The following is a 17,890-nucleotide window of genomic DNA, read 5'->3' on the forward strand; positions in this document are numbered from 1 at the left end:
GGTCGCAAGCTTCGCACACCCGGCTCAGGTGCGCCCACGCCCGCCCGCGAACCGGGACGCCATCTTGCGCACCAGGGCACGCGGCAGCACCTTCGTGAGGCTCACGATCGCCTTGTACTGGGCGCCGGGGATCGACAGCACCTTGCCGCGGCGCAGGTCGCTCAGCGCGTCGTGCACCAGCCGGTCGGCGTCGACGTACAGCCAGTCCGGCGTCTTGGACATGTCGATGCCGGCCCGCTTGTGGAACTCGGTCTTCACGAAACCGGGGCACAGCGCCATGATCCGCACGCCCGAGTGCGCGACCGCGAGGGACATGCCCTCGGAGAACGACGTCACCCACGCCTTGTCCGCGCTGTAGCTGGTGCCGCGGCCGGGCAGGAAGCTCGCGACGCTGGACACGTTGATCACGTCGCCCTTGCCGCGCGCCATCATGCCGGGGATCGCGGCCCGGCACAGGCGCAGCACCGTGGCGACGTTGACGTCCAGCTGGGCCTGCAGCTTCTCGACGTCCGCGGCGAAGAACTCGCCGGTGCTGGCGAAGCCGGCGTTGTTGACCAGCAGGTCGACGGGCGACTCGGCCAGCCGCGCCTCGACCTTGGCGCGGTCGCCGTGGTCGCTGAGGTCGGCGGGCAGCACGTCCACGTGGACGCCGTGCCGGTCGTGCAGCTGACGTGCGAGCTCGTCGAGCGCGGACGCGGTGCGCGCGACCAGTACGAGGTCATATCCCTCGGCGGCGAGCCGGCGAGCGAAGGCGGCCCCGATCCCGACGGTTGATCCGGTCACCAGTGCGGTTGGCATGCCACCGCACGGTAGTCGGACCTAGGCCGGGGTCGGAAGCGCGCCGATGATCACGCTCCGTTCTTCGTCGGCCGACGAAGAACGAACAGGCGCAGTGCGAGGCCCGAAACGACCAGGGCGACTCCGCCGAACAGCAACCAGCCGACCGACGCACCCGTGTAGGCCAGCGTCGCGGTGGACGCCGTACCCGCCACAGCTACGGGCGTGACAACATTTCCTCCGTACATCGTGATTCCTTCCGAGGGGGGTTCGGGGACACGACGTCTTACGCACGGAGTATCTGAATCACCCTCGAATGTTTTACACAGAGTGAAGTGTGACGTGGATCACACCACTTCGAGGACGGTGCGGAATACCACTGGCTATAGCCGATCGACGCACCGTAGCGCCGGTGCGACCGGTTCACTCAGTGTTACGAGGAACCCTCGGTTACGGCTGCTTCCGCCCGAACGACGGCCGGTAGACCTCGCCGCCGTCGTCGTCCTCCGCCACCGGCTCCTCCCGCTCGGAGGGGTCCGGGTCGAACGGGTCGATGACGTCCGCCAGCTCACCGATGTCGCGCAGCAGCCGCTCCAGCCGCGCGGGCGACGAGTTCGGCGGCGCGGCGGCCAGCACCCAGTCGTTCTCCATCCAGACGACCGTGACGTCGCCCCCGATCTCCTCGGCGGCGTCGATCAGGTCGGGCGTGATGATCTTCCGGGCGGTCGGCACGTCGGTGACGAAGGCGTAGCGCGAGCCGACCGGCCCGAGCAGGTCCGGCATCGGCATCTTGTCGTTGTCGCGCTGGAACGGAACCGTCGACAACCAGAGCTCGATCACCACCGACAGCGCTCGCCGGCAGCGCACGCCGACCAGCACCGAGTTGACCTTGCCCCCGGTCTCGTGGTCGAGCACGTAGACCTGCCTGCGGCCGTCCGCGGTGAAGGTCGAGCCCGCGACCACGTCACGGGCGAGCCCGGTGCCGTAGTACGCGATGGCTCCCGCCTCCCACCGCGTCGGCAGCACGTGGTCTGTCTCCTCGAACTGCCAGCCGCGCAGGGCAGCCCAACGGCGCCGTTCACGATTACGCGCGGTTCGTTGCGCCCGGTCGGTCGCGAGCAGGGCGAACCCCGCCACGCCCGCCACCGCGGCGACGGTGAACCAGACCCACGCCGGTATGCCCACAGTGGAAGCCTAGTGGGTCCGGCCCGCGGAACGAAGATCACTTCCCCCGCGTCGCGAACTGGGCGAGCCGTTTCGACGTGGTTGGGGACATGTCCGCCACGTTCCCGTTCACCACACCGCGCTCGTTCGACGGCGAACCGGAAGCCCAGGAACTCCTCGCCTCGCACGGTCCGGTGGTGCCCGCCACCACGGGCCCGGCCCCGATCTGGCTGGCGCTGTCCTACGCCGCCTGCAGGCGAGTCCTCACCGACCCGCGCTTCAGCCGTGCCGAAGCCACCCGCCCCGGCGGCCCGGTCACGGTCCCGTCCGGTGCGAACCCGCTGGTGCTCACCTCGATGGAGGGCGCCGAGCACGCCCGCACCCGCAGACTCGTGGCCTCGGCGTTCAGTCCGCGCATGGTCGCGTTGCTGGAGCCGCGCGTCCAGGCGATCGTCGACGCACTCCTCGACGCCCGGCCACGGGACCTGGTGGCGGGCCTGTGCGTGCCGCTGCCGACCATGGTGATCTGCGAGCTGCTCGGAGTGCCCTGCTCCGACGCGCCCGACATCCGCCGGTGGACCGCCCGCCTGATGACGTCCCGGCTGACGCCCGCGGAGTTGCGCGAGGCGGAGAACGACGTGCAGGGCTACCTCGCGGACCTGGTCGAGGAAAAGCGCCTGCGGCCGGACTCCCGGCTGATCACCGCGCTGGTCCTGGCGCACGACGAGGGCGGCCACCTGACGTCCGCCGAACTGCTCGCCAACCTGCAGCTGCTGCTCGCGGCCGGGCACGACACGACCGTCAACCAGCTGGGCAACTCGCTGCTGACCCTGCTGCGGCATCCGGCGGAGATGCGGCGGCTGGCCGACGACCCGGCGTTGATCGGCACCGCCGTCGACGAGCTGCTGCGGTTCTCGCGGCTGATGGCGGCGGCCTTGCCTCGGGTCACCACCGAGGCGGTGGAGCTGGACGGGGTGCGGCTGGAGGCGGGTGCCGCGGTGCTGCCGATCATCTCCGCCGCCAACCGGGATCCCGCGGTGTTCCCGGATCCCGACCGGCTGGATCTCGGGCGTTCGGGTGCGGCGCCGCTCGCGATGGGGTTCGGACCGCACCACTGCCTGGGCGCGCAGCTCGCGAAGCTGGAGCTGCGGATCGCGCTGTTGGCGGTGTTGAAGCGGTTCCCGTCGTTGCGGCTCGCGGTGGACGAGTCGGAGCTGACGTACCGGCTGGAGACCAACGTGCGTGCGCTGGTCTCGCTACCGGTGGCCTGGTGACCTAAGGGCCTGTATCGAAGTCGGCGCCGACTCTGATGGCGTCTGCAAGTACCACCAACTCAACATCAACAGGAACTTTCCTGCTGCCAACAGATCTCTCGACCTCCTGCGGACGGGAGCGTGGTTCGACACACGGCGAACAGGTACTCCGAGGCGCATCAGCCCTAGTTGATCTTTATAAAGGCAACCTTCATGCACCTGAGGTGCAGGGCCCCGGCAAAGTCGTCCAGCCCGCCCGATGGGAGCGCGCCCACGCGGCGAGCGTTGTCGATGAAGGGACCCTTCCTGAATCCGGGGTGGATGAAGGATCCCTTCATAAAGATCAACACTTGCGGAGATATCCGCCCCAGCAGGTGCGTCGCCCCGGCCTTGAACCACGCGGCGGCGCCGGGGTTGATCGTGCGGTCGTAGATGGCCGGATCAACCGTCGACGGGTCGGTGTACGCCGCGTTGTACCAGTCACCGGTCGTGCGACAGAACGATTCCTGCTCCTCGGTGAGCCGACCGGCCCTCCGCAGACCGTTCACCAGGCCGAAGACACCGGCGGAGGTGCCCCGGGACGTCGGCTCCACCGCCTGGTACCGCACATAGCGAAATTTCCCCACGGGGCCCGAACTTACCGCGCCCTGTGGGGAAATCCGGATCAGACTCCGCGGCCCACGATCAGCCCGGACTGGTCGTCCATCACGTCGACCCGCACCTTGTCGCCGTCCCGCACCTCACCGGCCAGCAGCTCCTTCGCCAGCTGGTCGCCGATCGCCGACTGCACCAGCCGCCGCAACGGCCGCGCCCCGTACACCGGGTCGAAACCGTTCAGCGCCAACCAGTCGCGCGCCGCGGGCGTCACGTCCAGCGTCAGCCGGCGGGCGGCCAGCCGGTCCGCCAGGCGGGCGACCTGGATGTCCACAATGGACGTCAGTTCCTCGGTGGCGAGGGCGTGGAACACCACGACGTCGTCGAGCCGGTTCAGGAACTCCGGCTTGAAGTGGCGCTGCACCACGGCCATCACGGCGTCGCGCCGTTCGACCTCGGACAGCGACGGGTTCGCGATCGCGGTGGAGCCCAGGTTCGAGGTGAGCACCAGGATCGTGTTGCGGAAGTCCACGGTCCGGCCCTGGCCGTCGGTCAGGCGGCCGTCGTCGAGCACCTGCAGCAGCACGTCGAACACGTCCGGGTGCGCCTTCTCGACCTCGTCCAGCAGCACCACGGAGTACGGGCGGCGGCGGACCGACTCGGTCAGCTGGCCGCCCTGGTCGTAGCCGACGTAACCGGGAGGCGCGCCGACCAGGCGGGCCACCGAGTGCTTCTCGGAGTACTCGCTCATGTCGATGCGGATCATCGCCCGCTCGTCGTCGAACAGGAACGCCGCCAGTGCCTTGGCCAGCTCGGTCTTGCCGACGCCGGTGGGGCCGAGGAACAGGAACGAACCGGTCGGGCGGTCCGGGTCGGCGACGCCGGCTCGGGTGCGCCGGACGGCGTCCGACACGACGCGCACGGCCTCCGCCTGGCCGACGACTCGGCGGCCGAGTTCGTCCTCCATGCGCAGCAGCTTCGCGGTCTCGCCCTCCAGCAGGCGGCCGGCGGGGATGCCGGTCCACGCCGAGACGACGTCGGCCACGTCGTCCGGGCCGACCTCCTCCTTGAGCATCGCGGTGTCCTGAGTGGACTCCGAGGCCGCGGCGAGTTCCTTCTCCAGCGCGGGAATCCGGCCGTAGCGCAACTCGGCCGCACGGCCGAGGTCGCCGTCGCGCTCGGCTCGTTCCGACTCGCCGCGCAACGACTCCAGCTGCTCCTTCAGGCCGCGCACGCGGTCGATTGAGCCCTTCTCGTTCTGCCACCTGGCGGTCAGCGCGGACAGCTCCTCGCGCTTCTCGGCCAGCTCGGCGCGCAACGCGGAGAGCCGTTCCAGCGAAGCCGCGTCGGACTCCTTGGACAGCGCCATCTCCTCGATCTCCAACCGCCGCACGGCGCGTTCGACGGTGTCGATCTCGACGGGCCGCGAGTCGATCTCCATGCGCAGCCGGGACGCGGCCTCGTCGACGAGGTCGATCGCCTTGTCCGGCAGGAAGCGCGCGGTGATGTAGCGGTCCGACAGCGTGGCGGCGGCGACGAGGGCGGCGTCCGTGATGCGCACGCCGTGGTGCACCTCGTAGCGCTCCTTCAGTCCGCGCAGGATGCCGACCGTGTCCTCCACCGACGGCTCGCCGACCAGCACCTGCTGGAAGCGGCGTTCCAGGGCGGCGTCCTTCTCGATGTGCTCGCGGTACTCGTCCAGCGTCGTGGCACCGACCATCCGCAGCTCGCCGCGGGCCAGCATCGGCTTGATCATGTTGCCGGCGTCCATCGCCGACTCGCCGGTCGCACCGGCGCCGACGATCGTGTGCAGCTCGTCGATGAACGTGATGACCTGGCCGGCCGAGTCGGTGATCTCCTTCAGCACGGCCTTGAGCCGCTCCTCGAACTCACCGCGGTACTTGGCGCCCGCGACCATCGAGCCCAGGTCCAGGCTGACAACCCGCTTGCCGCGCAACGACTCCGGCACGTCACCGGCCACCACGCGCTGCGCCAGGCCCTCGACGATCGCCGTCTTGCCGACGCCGGGCTCGCCGATCAGCACCGGGTTGTTCTTGGTGCGCCGCGACAGCACCTGCACGACCCGGCGGATCTCGGCGTCACGGCCGATCACCGGGTCGAGCTCGCCCTTGCGGGCACGTTCGGTCAGGTCGACGCCGTACTTCTCCAGCGCCTTGTAGGTGCCCTCGGGATCGGGGGACGTGACCCGCGCCGACCCGCGCACCTTCTCGAACGCGTCCTTCAACGCGTCCGGCGTCGCACCGTGCCGGCGCAGCAGGTCGGCCACCTGACCGCCGTGCTGCGCGAGCCCGACGAGCAGGTGCTCGGTGGACACGTACTCGTCACCCATCTCGGTGGCGAGTTCCTGCGCCTTGCCGAGCACCCGCACGGCGTCGCGCGAGAGTTGCGGGGCGGAAACCGTGCTGCCCGAAGCGCTGGGCAGCCCGCGGGAGAGCTGCTCGAGCTCCTTGCGGACCTGGGCCGGGTCGGCGCCCACCGCGGAGAGCAACGGCGCGGTCAACCCGTCCGTCTGCGCCAGCAGTGCGCTGAGCAGGTGCACGGTTCCCACGTCCGGGTTCCCGTTGAGCGTGGCGGCCTGCACCGCAGCCGAAACCGCCTGCTGCGTCTTCGTCGTCGGGTTGAAAGCGTCCATTCCTCCACCTCGTGGTCAGCTTCCAGCATGGACCATCATCCTGCACAACGTCAGAAAAGTTGAGTCTGTTCCGCTCAACTACGAGAACGTGACGGCCGTCGCGAAAATCCTGCGGCCGCAGGTGGGAGATGAACGAAGATCAGCGCCATGACTTCAACGGTCCACAACGTCACCGTCGACGCCCGCAACGCCTACGAGCAGGCCACGTGGTGGAGTCAGGTCCTCGGCCTGCCGGTCCACCCCGACGACAACCCGGGCGACCCGGAGTGCATGGTCAAGCTGCCGAGCGGCATCCAGTACCTCTTCATCGAGGTCCCCGAGAGCAAGACCGTGAAGAACCGCGTGCACATCTGCCTGCAGCCGTCCGACGCGACCCGCGACGAGGAGGTGGAACGCCTGCTCGGCCTCGGCGCCACGATCTACGAGGACCACCGCAGGCCTGACGGCACCGGCTGGGTCACCCTGCACGACCCCGAGGGCAACGAGTTCTGCGTGGAACGCAGCGCAGCCGAACGTGCGGCAACGTCCTAGTTGCCGTCACCCACTCGTACCAACAGCTTGTCCACAGCAGATCCGGAGTTGTCCACAATCCGCTGTTCAGTATCCACAGGTGGATCAAGCTCAGTGGCGACCGTCTGTGCACCAGAACCCGTTGGAGTGACATCCACGGAGTCCCGCAGCGGCTGCTCCTTGATCAACAGCACCGCGATCACCGTGAACACCGCGAGCCCGGCGGCGATCAGGAACAACTCGCCCATCGAGTCGCCGTAGGAGGCCCGCACGACCGGGGAGAGGGAACCGCGGTCGAGCGTCTTCGTGCTGACGTGGGCGGCCAGCACCGCACCCAGCACCGAGACGCCGGCCGTCCCGCCCAGCGACCTGAGGAACGTGGCCGTGGAGCTGGCCGCCCCGAGGTCCGACATCCCCACGCCGTTCTGCACGGCCAGCACGAGGTTCTGCATCGTCAGCCCCACGCCGACCCCCACCAGCGACAGGTACGCGCCCATCAGCACCAGGTTGGTGGTGTGGTCGATCGTCCCGAGCAACGCCAGCCCGGCGACCAGCGAGAACGCCCCCCAGACCAGGTAGCTCTTCCACTTGCCGCTCTTGGCGATGAGCTGCCCGCTGACCGTCGACGAGATGCTCAGCCCCAGCACCAACGGCACCGTCAGCATCCCGGCCTTGGTGGGCGAGAACCCACGCGCGATCTGGAAGTACTGCCCCATGAACACCGACGCGCCGAACATCGCCGTACCGACCGCAATGCCACCGAGCATCGCCAGCACGACCGTCCGGTTCCGGAACAGGTGCAGCGGGATGACCGGCGAACTGGCCCGCCGCTCCACGAAGTAGGCGGTGATCATCGCGAGCACCGCACCACCTGCGAACAGCGCGCTCTCCTTGGAGAACCAGGCGAAGTCCTTGCCCGCGAACGACACCCACATCAGCACCAGGCTGACACCACCCGTGATGAGCGTGGCACCGAGGTAGTCGATCTTCACGTGCTGCCTGCGGACCGGCAGGTGCAGCGTCTTGTGCAGCACGGCCAACGCCACCAGCGCCAGCGGCACGCAGACGAAGAAGCACCAGCGCCACCCCGGCCAGTCGACGAGGAAGCCGCCCACCAGGGGGCCGCCGACGGTGCCCGCGGAGATCACCATGCCGGTGTAACCGCTGTACCGGCCGCGCTCACGCGGGCTCAGCAGCGCGCCGACCACGACCTGGCCGAGCGCCTGCACACCGCCCATGCCGAGCCCCTGGATCACCCGGAACGCGATGAGCTGCTCCATGTTCTGGCTGAGCCCCGACAGGACCGAGCCGGCCACGAAGACCACGATCGACGTCTGCAGCAGCTTCTTCTTGTCGAAGAGGTCCGCGAGCTTGCCCCACAGCGGCGTGCTGGCCGTGGAGGCCAGCAGCATCGCCGTGATGACCCACGTGTACTGGGTCTGGGTGCCCTTGAGCTCGGCCAGGATCGTCGGGAGAGCGTTGGAGACGATGGTGGAGCTGAGGATCGCGACGAGCAGCGCCACCCAGATCCCGGACAGCGCTTCGAGGATCTCCCGATGCGACGAGGGCCGGTTCAAGGACACCTCCAGTTAGTTGGTTGATGTCATACAACTATATCTGGAGATAGTTAGCACTGCCAACTAATTCGGTGGCTGACAGGTCACACCGGGGAGTCGCGCGCGGCGCTGGAGGGGGAGCCGAACACGAGAAGAGGGGCTGTCCGGCGAGGTCTCCCGGCAGCCCCTCCACGCGACAACGCAGGTCAGTCGGCGGTCTTGTCCGCCTTGACCCCGAAGTAGTCGCCACCCTTCCGCTTCACGTCGTCCGTACCCCAGTCGCGCACGCGGTCGACCGGGATCATCCGCGGGATGTGCTTGCGGCAGTGGATGTAGGCCTCCTTCACGTCCACCACCACCCAGCGCTCGACCTTCCGGTCCTCGGTCGGCAGCTCTTCCCGGGGCACGATCCGGGCCCGCCCGTTCACGTGCAGCCCGATCAGGTCCTCGGTGAAGTCCACCATCAGCATTCCGACGTGCGGGTTCTCCATGATGTTGCCGAGGGACGCCATCACGCCGTTGCCGCGGTACTCGGGGTACGCGACGGTCCGGGAGTCGATGACCCGGATGAACCCCGCCGGCCCGGCCCGCAGGGTCGAGTCGCACTCCCCGTCCGCATCGGCGGTCGAAATGAACGCCATCTCCATCCGCCCGACGAACTCGGCCATGGCCGGGTTCAGATGATCGAGTACCTGGTCCGCGTAGAAGCGTGTAGCGCGAGCGGACGTCTCCAAGGCACATTGGAGGAAGTGCTCACCGCGTGAGCCTGGACGCTCAACACGGTCGGGTGAGGTGGTTTCAGTCAAGTCAGGCAGGGACACCCGCAACACGCTCCCACGCAAGCACGCAAGTCGGTACAGACGGACCCTCAGATTCACACGGTTGCGGTAACAACTACTCACGGAGTGTGATCGGACTTCGCTCGAAGGTGGCATCAAGGAGTCAAACCCTCCGATCAGGGGTTACTGTCCACTCTGTCGGGGGACGGATGCTTGACGAGGACTACCGCGCCTTGCTGGCGCCAATGAGAACGTGGAGACTGCGCGCGGACCATGACTGCGAACGCTGTGCTGAGCCCCATCCCTACCCCGCCACACCGAGAGCCCCCGCCTGGCGTCACCGCGATGGTGCGCATGATCCGGGAGAGCTTCGCGGTGGTGGAACCGCACGCCGAAGAAGTGGCGAAGTTCTTCTACGGCATGCTCTTCTCGCTCTCGCCTGCCACACGCGAGATGTTCCCCGCGAACATGGAGGTGCAGCGGAGTCGCCTGCTGCGCGCTCTCGTGCACGTGGTGCAGATGGTCGACCGCCCGGACGACCTGATCCCCTTCCTCCGCCAGCTCGGGCGTGACCACCGCAAGTTCGGGGTCATCAACGTCCACTACGAGGCTGTCGGCACGGCGCTGCTGTCCGCGGTGAAGAAGTTCGCGGGCGCTGCCTGGACGCCGAAGGTCGAGATGGCCTGGGCGGAGGCCTACACGTTGATGGCGCGGGCCATGCAGGAGGCCGCCGACGCCGACAACGGGCCCGCCTACTGGCACGCCACCGTGCTGGAGCACCAGCGCGTCTCGTGGGACCTGGCGGTCGTGCGGCTGCAGCCCGACCACCCGGTCAACTACAAGGCCGGGCAGTACGTCAGCGTGGAGACGCCGCAGCGCAAGCGCCTGTGGCGGTACTACTCGCCGGCGAACGCCCCGCGCGAGGACGGCGTCATCGAGTTCCACATCCGGTCCGTCGACGGCGGCTGGGTGTCGCGCTCGGTGGTCGGCCACACGCAGGCCGGTGACACGTGGCGGATCGGACCGCCCATGGGACGTCTGTCGGTCGACCGCACGGCCGGGTCGGACATCCTCATGGTCGCCGGCGGCACCGGCGTGGCGCCGATGCACGCGATCATCGACGAGATGGCGCAGTACGGCGAGAACCCGCGCGTGCACCTGTTCTACGGCGGTCGGACCCGCGAGGACCTCTACGACCTGGACAACCTGCAGCGCATCGCGACCACGAACCCGTGGCTCACGGTCGTGCCGGTGCTGGAGTCCGACCCCGGCGTCCGAGGCGTCGAGCAGGGCAGCCTCGCCGACGTGGTCACCCGCTACGGCGCGTGGGAGGAGCGGGACGTCCTGGTCTGCGGCAGCCCGGCCATGATCAGGTCGACCGTGTCGCGCATGCTCGTCGCCGGAACGCCGCTGGACCGGATCAAGTACGACCCGTTCACGCTGGACTAGACTCGGCACGTCGAAGCGACTGGCGTGCCGAGGGTGGAACTGACCACCGGGAAGCGACGGCCGAGCGCACCGAACGCCTGGGTGCCCGGCACGGAGTGATGCCGTGCTGCACGAAGTCGATCCCGAGATCGCCACCCTCATCCAGGCTGAACAACGTCGTCAGGCCGGCAAGCTGCGCATGATCGCCTCCGAGAACGACGTGTCGGCCGCCGTGCTTGAAGCAACAGGCTCGGTGCTGACCAACAAGTACTCCGAGGGCTACCCCGGCAAGCGGTACTACGAGGGCCAGCAGGTCGTCGACCAGATCGAACAACTGGCGATCGACCGGGCCAAGGCGCTGTTCGGCGTCGACCACGCCAACGTCCAGCCGCTGTCCGGCGCACCGGCGAACCTGGCCGTGTACCTCGCGTTCCTGCAGCCGGGTGACACCGTGATGGGCATGTCGCTGCCGATGGGCGGCCACCTGACCCACGGCTGGAGCGTGTCCGCCACCGGCAAGTGGTTCCACGCGGTGCAGTACGAGGTCCGCAAGGACACCGGTGTCGTCGACCTGGACGAGGTCCGCTCGCTCGCACTGGCCGAACGCCCGAAGGTCATCTTCTGCGGCGGCACCGCGATCCCCCGCACGATCGACTTCCCGTCGTTCGCGCAGATCGCCGACGAGGTCGGCGCCGTCCTGGTCGCCGACATCGCGCACATCGCCGGACTCGTGGCCGGTGGCGCGCACCCGTCCCCGGTCGGCCACGCCCCGGTGATCACCACGACCACGCACAAGACGTTGCGCGGCCCGCGCGGCGCCATGATCCTCTGCGACGCCGAGCACGCGAAGGCGATCGACCGCGCCGTGTTCCCGGGCCTGCAGGGCGGTCCGCACGACCACACCACCGCCGCCATCGCCGTCGCACTGCACGAGGCCGCGCAGCCGGAGTTCCGGGAGTACGCGCACACGGTCGTCGCGAACGCTCGCGCGCTGGCGGACGCGTTGCTGGACCGCGGCTTCGACCTGGTGTCCGGCGGCACGGACAACCACCTGATCCTGGTGGACCTGACCTCGAAGCTCATCGGCGGCAAGCCGGCGGCACGGGCCCTGGACAAGGCCGGCATCGAGCTGAACTACAACGCGGTCCCGTTCGACACGCGCAAGCCGTTCGACCCGTCCGGCATCCGGCTGGGCACCGCCGGGATCACCACCCGCGGCCTGAAGCCCGAGCAGATGCCGTTGATCGCGAACTGGATCGACCGCGCGATCGCCGCGCACGACAACGACCAGGCCCTGGAGCGCATCGCCGCCGAGGTCGAGGAGCTACTCGGCGCCCTGTAGCTCCGCGGCCGCGACCCGGACCTCCTCGAGTGCACGGCGGGCGACTTCCGCGAAGTCCCCGCCGTCCTCCAGCCACCGGTCGAAACCGCGCCGGACGGCCAGCACACCGAGCTCGGCGGCAACGTCCGCGTCGAGCTCGGACACACCGCGTTGCCGCAGCGCGTCCTTCATCGCACGGGCGAACCCGGCCATCTTCAACGCGTCCCGTTCGCGCAGCTCGTCGGTGCCGGCGATCACCGCCTGCCGTCGCGGCGCGTTCGCCAGGCGCTCTTCCGTGAACGTGACCGCGATCGCCACGAGCGCCGCCTCCACCGCGGCCAGCGGGCCGACGGACGGGGGTGCGCCGATGATCCCGCTGGTGAGCAGCTCGAGCAGTTGGTCCTGACCGCCGAACAACACCTCGCGCTTGTCCCGGAAGTGCCGGAAGTACGTGCTCTTCGTGAGGCCCGCGCGTTCGGCGATCTGCGCGACCGAGGTGTTCTCGTACCCCTGCTCGCAGAACAGGTCGAGTGCGGCGCGCACCAACCGCTCCCGCGCGTCCGGCTCCCATCGACCCATACCCTCATTCTAAGTGATGCGACTTAGTCCCATCACTCTGCTACCGTTGATGAGACTAAGTCCCATCACTTGAGGAAGTGCAGCTCATGAAGGTCTTCGTCACGGGTGCCAGCGGACACATCGGCTCCGCACTGGTTCCGGAACTTCTTCGGCACGGCCACTCGGTCGTCGGACTGGCCCGCTCGGACGCCTCCGCGGCCAAGCTCGAAGCCCAGGGCGCGGCCGTCCAGCGCGGCGACCTCGACGACCTCGACGGGTTGCGCAAGGGCGCGGCCGAGGCGGACGCGGTGATCCACCTGGCGTTCAAGCACGAGGAGATGTTCGCGGGCGACTACACCGGCGCGTCCGCCGCTGACATCGCGGTCGTCCGCGCGTTCATCGACGAGCTGTCCGGCACCGGCAAGCCGCTCATCGGCACGGGCGGCACGCTGTCGTACTCGGGCCTGGGCCGCACCGCCACCGAGGACGAGCGGGTCCCGGACGACCACAGCCGCGGCACTGCCCGCAACCTGATCATCGACGCCGAGGGCCTGCGCGGCGCGGTCGCCGTGCTGCCGCCGACCGTCCACAGTGAACTGGACACGGCGGGCTTCATCCCGTTCCTCGTCAGGACCGCCCGCGCCACCGGTGTGTCCGGCTACCCCGGCGACGGCACGAACAGCTGGTCGGCCGCACACACGCTGGACGTGGCGCGGCTCTACCGGCTCGCCGCGGAGAAGGCGCCCGCCGGGTCGGTGCTGCACGCGGTGGCCGAGGAAGCCGTGACCCTGAAGGAGATCGCCGAGGCCATCGGGCGGAAGTTGGACGTGCCGGTCGAGAGCGTCCCGGCGGAGCACTTCGGGCCGCTCGCGAACATGGTCTCGATTGACGCCCCGACGTCCGGTGCCCGCACGAAGGCGTTGCTGGGCTGGGAACCGAAGGAACCCGGCCTCCTGGACGATCTGGAGGCCGGGTTCTACTTCGCGTGAACTGCTTGCGGTGCCTTACTTTCTGGGCTTGGGCTTCCACACGACGAGCGCGGTCTCCTGCCTGATCGGCACGAGGTCTCGCCGGTAGGACGCGTGCACGGCGGCGGCCGTGGAGTCGGCTGCCGCCCACGCCTGCGCGAGCTCCTGCTGAAGCTCGGTGATCCGCGACCGCAGCGCGTCGACCTGGTTCTCCAGCTCGATGATCCGCTTGATCCCGGCGAGGTTCACACCCTCCTCCTGGGAGAGGCGCTGAACCTCGCGCAGCAGCACGATGTCACGCATCGAGTAACGGCGGCCGCCACCCGACGTGCGGCCCGGTGACACCAGGCCCATCCGGTCGTAGGACCGCAGCGTCTGGGCGTGCAGACCGGAGAGCTGCGCGGCCACCGAGATCACGAAGAACGGCGTGTCCTCGTCAGTTCCGGGAGGGAACGGAAAACTCACGGAACTCACCGTCCTTCGAGAAGTGCGTTCAGATCACCACGCGGGTCGTGGTCCTTCGTGACGTCGGCGTACGCCTCAAGGGCCTTGCGGGCCTCGGCCGACAGGTTGTTCGGCACCGCGACCTCCAGGGTGATGAGGAGATCGCCCGCGGTGCCGTCCCGCTTCGTGATCCCCTTGCCCCGAGCCCGCAGCACGCGCCCGGAGGCGGTACCGGCAGGCACCTTCAAGGTCACCTTGCCGTCCAGCGTGGGCACGGTCAACGTGGTGCCGAGCGCCAGCTCGGGGAACGTCATGGGCGCGGTCAGCGTCAGGTCGTTGCCCTGACGGCCGAACACGCTGTGCGGGTTGACGTGCACGCGCACGAACAGGTCGCCGGACGGTCCGCCGTTGCGGCCCGGTTCTCCCTGTCCGGCGAGGCGGATCCGCTGGCCGTCGTCGACGCCCGACGGGATCCGCACGGTCAGCGTGCGGGTGCGGGTGCTGACGCCGTCGCCACCGCACTCGGGGCACGGGTCGTCGATGATCCGGCCGGTCCCGCGGCAGTCGCGGCACGGCTCGCTGAACGCGAAAGCGCCCTGCGAGCGGGTGACCAGACCCGAACCGGAACAGGTCGCGCAGGTGTGCGGCACGGTGCCCGGCTTGGCACCGGAACCACCGCACGTCGTGCAGGCGGCGGGGGACGACAGGCGCAGCGGCACCGTCGCGCCCTTCACCGCCTCGGTGAAGTCGATGCGGACGTCGGTCTCGACGTCCTCGCCGCGACGCGGGCGCGTCGCGGAAGCCGTGCCACCACCGCGCCGGTTGAACAGGCCACCCAGCAGGTCGCCGAGGCCGCCGCCACCGGTGCCCTGGGCCGCGCGGCCGAACAGGTCGTTGACGTCGAACCCGCCACCGCCGCCGAACCCGCCGGGGAAGCCGCCGCCGCCCGCGAACAGGCGACGGGCCTCGTCGTACTGCTTGCGCTTGGCCGGGTCCGACAGCACGCCGTAGGCCTCGGAGACCGCCTTGAAGCGGGCCTCGGCCTTGGCGTCCCCGGGGTTGGCGTCGGGGTGCAGCTCGCGGGCGAGCTTGCGGTACGACTTCTTGATCTCGTCCGCCGACGCCTCGGAGGAGACGCCCAGCTCGCGGTAGAAGTCCTTTTCGATCCAGTCCCTAGCACTCACCGGACGTCTCCTCCCTTCAGTCAGCTCTCTTCGGCCTGCGGCTCGGCGGCAGCGGGCTCGTGGTCGGTCACCGCGACGAGCGCGGGCCGGACGAGCTTGTCGCCGAACGTGTAGCCGCGGCGCAGGACGGCCGTGACGGTCGGGCCGTCGACGTCCGGGGACGTGCTGTGCTGCACGGCCTCGTGCACCGACGGGTCGAACGCCTCGCCCTCGTGCGCGAACGGCTCCAGGCCGGTCTTCTGCAGAGTGGACACGAGCTTGTCCGCCACCGCCTTGAAGGCACCGGTCAGGTCGCCGTGCGCGGCGGCCCGCTCGATGTCGTCCAGGACGGACAGCAGCTCGGCGGCCACGGCCGCCTTCGCGTTGTTGATCACCGCTTCCCGGTCGCGTTCCACCCGCTTGCGGTAGTTCGCGTACTCGGCGGTGAGCCGCTGCAGGTCGGCGGTGCGCTCGTCGAGCTGGGTCTTCAGCTCGGCGGCCACCTCGTCCACGACCTCGGCGACCAGGGGCTCTTCGGAAACCGGAGCAGCCGTCTCCTCTTCGGCAGCGTGGGCCGACGGCCGGACCTCACCCGTTTCGGGGTCGATCCGGCGCCGGTCGTTCACGACTACCTGAGGCTGCTCCTCGTCAGGGGCGGCGTGCCTCGGCTCGGTCACTTCTTCTTTTCCTCGTCCACGATCTCGGCGTCAACAATGTCGTCCTGGCCGGCCTTGGCCTGGCCCGCACCCGGCGCGTCCGCACCGGGGGCCTCGGCACCGGCGGCACCCGGCGCGTTGGCGTAGATCGCCTGGCCGATGGCCTGGGACTCGGTCGCGAGCTTCTCCACCGCGGCCTTGATGGCGTTGATGTCGGTGCCCTTGAGCGCCTCGTTCGCCTCGGCGATCGCGGCGGTGACCTTCTCCTTGATGTCGGCCGGGAGCTTCTCGTCGTTCTCCTTGACGACCTTCTCGGTCTGGTAGACGAGCGTCTCCGCCTGGTTGCGGACCTCGGCCTCCTCGCGGCGGCGCTTGTCCTCCTCCGCGTGCGCCTCGGCGTCCTTGACCATGCGGTCGATGTCCTCCTTCGGCAGCGCGGAGCCACCGGTGATGGTCATCGACTGCTCCTTGCCGGTGCCCAGGTCCTTCGCCGACACGTGGACGATGCCGTTCGCGTCGATGTCGAAGGTGACCTCGATCTGCGGCACGCCGCGCGGGGCCGGGGGCAGGCCGGTCAGCTCGAACATGCCGAGCTTCTTGTTGTGCGCCGCGATCTCGCGCTCGCCCTGGAAGACCTGGATCTGCACGGACGGCTGGTTGTCGTCGGCCGTCGTGAAGGTCTCGGAGCGCTTCGTCGGGATCGTGGTGTTGCGCTCGATCAGCTTGGTCATGATGCCGCCCTTGGTCTCGATGCCGAGGGACAGCGGGGTGACGTCGAGCAGCAGGACGTCCTTGACCTCACCCTTGAGGACACCGGCCTGCAGGGCGGCGCCGACGGCGACGACCTCGTCCGGGTTCACGCCCTTGTTGGGCTCCTTGCCGCCGGTCAGCTCCTTCACGAGCTCCGCGACGGCGGGCATGCGGGTCGAGCCGCCGACGAGCACCACGTGGTCGATGTCGCCGACGGAGATGCCGGCGTCCTTGATCACGTTGTTGAACGGTGCACGGGTGCGGTCGAGCAGGTCGGACGTGATCCGCTGGAACTCGGCACGGGACAGCGTCTCGTCGAGGAACAGCGGGTTCTTGTCCGCGTCGACCGTGATGTACGGCAGGTTGATCGACGCCGTGGACGAGCTGGACAGCTCGATCTTGGCCTTCTCGGCGGCCTCGCGGATCCGCTGCAGGGCCATCTTGTCCTTGGTCAGGTCGATGCCGTTGGCCTGCTTGAAGCGGTCCACCAGCCAGTCGACGATGCGCTGGTCCCAGTCGTCACCACCGAGGTGGTTGTCACCGGAGGTCGCGCGGACCTCGACGACGCCGTCGCCGAGCTCGAGCAGCGAGACGTCGAACGTGCCGCCACCGAGGTCGAAGACCAGGATGGTCTGCTCCTTCTCGCCCTTGTCGAGGCCGTAGGCCAGCGCGGCCGACGTCGGCTCGTTGACGATGCGGAGCACGTTGAGGCCCGCGATCTGGCCGGCCTCCTTGGTGGCCTGGCGCTGCGCGTCCTCGAAGTAGGCGGGGACGGTGATGACGGCGTCGGTGATCTCCTCACCCAGGTACGCCTCGGCGTCGCGCTTGAGCTTCATCAGCACGCGCGCGCTGATCTCCTGCGAGGTGTACTGCTTGCCGTCGATCTCATCGGTCTTCCAGTTGGTGCCGATGTGCCGCTTCACCGAGCGGATGGTGCGGTCGACGTTCGTGACGGCCTGGTTCTTCGCGGGCTGACCCACGAGGACCTCGCCGTTCTTCGCGAACGCGACGATGGACGGGGTCGTCCTCGAGCCCTCCGAGTTGGCGATGACCGTCGGCTCACCGCCTTCGAGGACGGCGACGACGGAGTTGGTCGTCCCGAGGTCGATGCCGACTGCACGCGCCATTGGAGTTCCTTCCGCTAGTACTTGTTGAGCGATGTTGGCTCAAGTTTGCCATCCCGCTCAACCTTGAGCCTACCCGACTCAAGCTTTCTGACTGAACCAACGGCGGGGAAGGTCTGGTTGTTCCCTCAGAACGCGCCGAGGGCCACCCCGTGCGGAGTGGCCCTCGACACATTCCCCCTGCGCTGCCGT

Annotated in this window: 17 protein-coding genes and 1 riboswitch; of the genes, 5 read left to right on the top strand and 12 right to left on the bottom strand. The window is 69.0% G+C overall.

Features of this window, described 5'->3' with window-relative positions; genetic code table 11:
• Positions 1-24: 24 nt before the first annotated feature.
• The 3 genes from ABZV40_RS10140 to ABZV40_RS10150 form a co-directional block, all read right to left on the bottom strand.
• The gene (locus ABZV40_RS10140) at positions 25-798 is read right to left on the bottom strand and encodes an SDR family oxidoreductase (RefSeq protein ID WP_355438174.1); all 774 of its coding nucleotides are present in this window, start codon (positions 796-798) and stop codon (positions 25-27) included.
• 50 nt (positions 799-848) lie between these two features.
• Positions 849-1,025: a peptidase gene (locus ABZV40_RS10145; RefSeq protein ID WP_355438176.1), complete on the bottom strand. Its 177-nt coding sequence runs from the start codon at positions 1,023-1,025 to the stop codon at positions 849-851.
• Between the two features lie 202 nt (positions 1,026-1,227).
• A complete protein-coding gene (locus tag ABZV40_RS10150; protein WP_355438178.1) occupies positions 1,228-1,962 on the bottom strand; it encodes a hypothetical protein in 735 nt (244 codons plus the stop codon).
• Between the two features lie 89 nt (positions 1,963-2,051).
• Here ABZV40_RS10150 and ABZV40_RS10155 point away from each other — a divergent pair, with 89 nt between their 5' ends.
• Positions 2,052-3,215 (top strand): cytochrome P450, encoded by a 1,164-nt coding sequence (locus ABZV40_RS10155; RefSeq protein WP_355438179.1) that lies wholly within the window; start codon positions 2,052-2,054, stop codon positions 3,213-3,215.
• 164 nt (positions 3,216-3,379) lie between these two features.
• Here the strand turns inward: ABZV40_RS10155 and ABZV40_RS10160 are convergent, their stop codons facing one another.
• Together ABZV40_RS10160 and clpB are read right to left on the bottom strand one after the other, a co-directional pair.
• Positions 3,380-3,820 (bottom strand): hypothetical protein, encoded by a 441-nt coding sequence (locus tag ABZV40_RS10160; protein ID WP_355438181.1) that lies wholly within the window; start codon positions 3,818-3,820, stop codon positions 3,380-3,382.
• A 38-nt stretch (positions 3,821-3,858) separates the two neighbouring features.
• Positions 3,859-6,441 (bottom strand): ATP-dependent chaperone ClpB, encoded by a 2,583-nt coding sequence (gene clpB / locus ABZV40_RS10165; protein WP_355438183.1) that lies wholly within the window; start codon positions 6,439-6,441, stop codon positions 3,859-3,861.
• Positions 6,442-6,588: 147 nt separating this feature from the next.
• Between clpB and ABZV40_RS10170 the strand changes: the two genes are divergently transcribed.
• Entirely contained in the window at positions 6,589-6,972 is a 384-nt protein-coding gene (locus ABZV40_RS10170; RefSeq protein WP_355438185.1) for a VOC family protein, read from the top strand.
• On the opposite strand, the gene ABZV40_RS10175 is transcribed toward ABZV40_RS10170, so the two are convergent.
• Together ABZV40_RS10175 and ABZV40_RS10180 are read right to left on the bottom strand one after the other, a co-directional pair.
• Positions 6,969-8,528: an MDR family MFS transporter gene (locus ABZV40_RS10175; RefSeq protein WP_355438187.1), complete on the bottom strand. Its 1,560-nt coding sequence runs from the start codon at positions 8,526-8,528 to the stop codon at positions 6,969-6,971. The two genes, ABZV40_RS10170 and ABZV40_RS10175, sit on opposite strands and share 4 nt — an antisense overlap.
• A gap of 185 nt (positions 8,529-8,713) precedes the next feature.
• Complete coding sequence (locus tag ABZV40_RS10180) at positions 8,714-9,175, bottom strand: pyridoxamine 5'-phosphate oxidase family protein (protein ID WP_355438189.1); 462 nt, start codon at positions 9,173-9,175, stop codon at positions 8,714-8,716.
• Positions 9,176-9,631: 456 nt separating this feature from the next.
• Here ABZV40_RS10180 and ABZV40_RS10185 point away from each other — a divergent pair, with 456 nt between their 5' ends.
• A complete protein-coding gene (locus ABZV40_RS10185; protein ID WP_355438191.1) occupies positions 9,632-10,735 on the top strand; it encodes an FAD-binding oxidoreductase in 1,104 nt (367 codons plus the stop codon).
• Positions 10,736-10,740: 5 nt separating this feature from the next.
• A riboswitch (ZMP/ZTP riboswitch) is annotated at positions 10,741-10,825 on the top strand.
• 13 nt (positions 10,826-10,838) lie between these two features.
• Positions 10,839-12,056 carry a serine hydroxymethyltransferase gene (glyA, locus tag ABZV40_RS10190; RefSeq protein WP_355438193.1) on the top strand — a complete coding sequence of 406 codons (1,218 nt, stop codon included), beginning with the start codon at positions 10,839-10,841 and terminating at the stop codon, positions 12,054-12,056.
• On the opposite strand, the gene ABZV40_RS10195 is transcribed toward glyA, so the two are convergent.
• The gene (locus ABZV40_RS10195) at positions 12,039-12,614 is read right to left on the bottom strand and encodes a helix-turn-helix domain-containing protein (protein ID WP_355438195.1); all 576 of its coding nucleotides are present in this window, start codon (positions 12,612-12,614) and stop codon (positions 12,039-12,041) included. The two genes, glyA and ABZV40_RS10195, sit on opposite strands and share 18 nt — an antisense overlap.
• A gap of 86 nt (positions 12,615-12,700) precedes the next feature.
• Between ABZV40_RS10195 and ABZV40_RS10200 the strand changes: the two genes are divergently transcribed.
• A complete protein-coding gene (locus tag ABZV40_RS10200) occupies positions 12,701-13,582 on the top strand; it encodes an SDR family oxidoreductase (RefSeq protein ID WP_355438197.1) in 882 nt (293 codons plus the stop codon).
• A 15-nt stretch (positions 13,583-13,597) separates the two neighbouring features.
• Here ABZV40_RS10200 and ABZV40_RS10205 read toward each other — a convergent pair whose 3' ends face one another.
• Genes ABZV40_RS10205 through dnaK form a run of 4 tightly spaced genes read right to left on the bottom strand, consistent with a single transcriptional unit; the run spans position 13,598 to position 17,701 of the window.
• The gene (locus tag ABZV40_RS10205) at positions 13,598-14,035 is read right to left on the bottom strand and encodes a helix-turn-helix transcriptional regulator (protein WP_355438198.1); all 438 of its coding nucleotides are present in this window, start codon (positions 14,033-14,035) and stop codon (positions 13,598-13,600) included.
• Complete coding sequence (gene dnaJ / locus ABZV40_RS10210; RefSeq protein ID WP_355438200.1) at positions 14,032-15,189, bottom strand: molecular chaperone DnaJ; 1,158 nt, start codon at positions 15,187-15,189, stop codon at positions 14,032-14,034. The genes ABZV40_RS10205 and dnaJ overlap by 4 nt, the downstream gene beginning before the upstream one ends.
• A gap of 20 nt (positions 15,190-15,209) precedes the next feature.
• A complete protein-coding gene (gene grpE, locus ABZV40_RS10215) occupies positions 15,210-15,845 on the bottom strand; it encodes a nucleotide exchange factor GrpE (protein WP_355438202.1) in 636 nt (211 codons plus the stop codon).
• On the bottom strand, positions 15,842-17,701 hold the full coding sequence (gene dnaK / locus ABZV40_RS10220; protein WP_355438204.1) for a molecular chaperone DnaK: 1,860 nt from the start codon (positions 17,699-17,701) through the stop codon (positions 15,842-15,844). The genes grpE and dnaK overlap by 4 nt, the downstream gene beginning before the upstream one ends.
• Between the last annotated feature and the right edge of the window lie 189 nt (positions 17,702-17,890).

This window comes from Lentzea sp. NPDC004782 (assembly GCF_040609115.1).
In the GTDB taxonomy this organism is placed as follows: Bacteria; Actinomycetota; Actinomycetes; order Mycobacteriales; family Pseudonocardiaceae; genus Lentzea.

Excerpts from the sequence above, each read along its gene's own strand:
- ABZV40_RS10140 (WP_355438174.1), bottom strand. The coding sequence starts at position 798 with ATGCCAACCGCACTGGTGACCGGATCAACCGTCGGGATCGGGGCCGCC.
- ABZV40_RS10145 (WP_355438176.1), bottom strand. The coding sequence starts at position 1,025 with ATGTACGGAGGAAATGTTGTCACGCCCGTAGCTGTGGCGGGTACGGCG.
- ABZV40_RS10155 (WP_355438179.1), top strand. The coding sequence starts at position 2,052 with ATGTCCGCCACGTTCCCGTTCACCACACCGCGCTCGTTCGACGGCGAA.
- clpB (WP_355438183.1), bottom strand. The coding sequence starts at position 6,441 with ATGGACGCTTTCAACCCGACGACGAAGACGCAGCAGGCGGTTTCGGCT.
- ABZV40_RS10170 (WP_355438185.1), top strand. The coding sequence starts at position 6,589 with ATGACTTCAACGGTCCACAACGTCACCGTCGACGCCCGCAACGCCTAC.
- ABZV40_RS10180 (WP_355438189.1), bottom strand. The coding sequence starts at position 9,175 with ATGGCCGAGTTCGTCGGGCGGATGGAGATGGCGTTCATTTCGACCGCC.
- ABZV40_RS10185 (WP_355438191.1), top strand. The coding sequence starts at position 9,632 with ATGGTGCGCATGATCCGGGAGAGCTTCGCGGTGGTGGAACCGCACGCC.
- ABZV40_RS10195 (WP_355438195.1), bottom strand. The coding sequence starts at position 12,614 with ATGGGTCGATGGGAGCCGGACGCGCGGGAGCGGTTGGTGCGCGCCGCA.
- ABZV40_RS10200 (WP_355438197.1), top strand. The coding sequence starts at position 12,701 with ATGAAGGTCTTCGTCACGGGTGCCAGCGGACACATCGGCTCCGCACTG.
- dnaK (WP_355438204.1), bottom strand. The coding sequence starts at position 17,701 with ATGGCGCGTGCAGTCGGCATCGACCTCGGGACGACCAACTCCGTCGTC.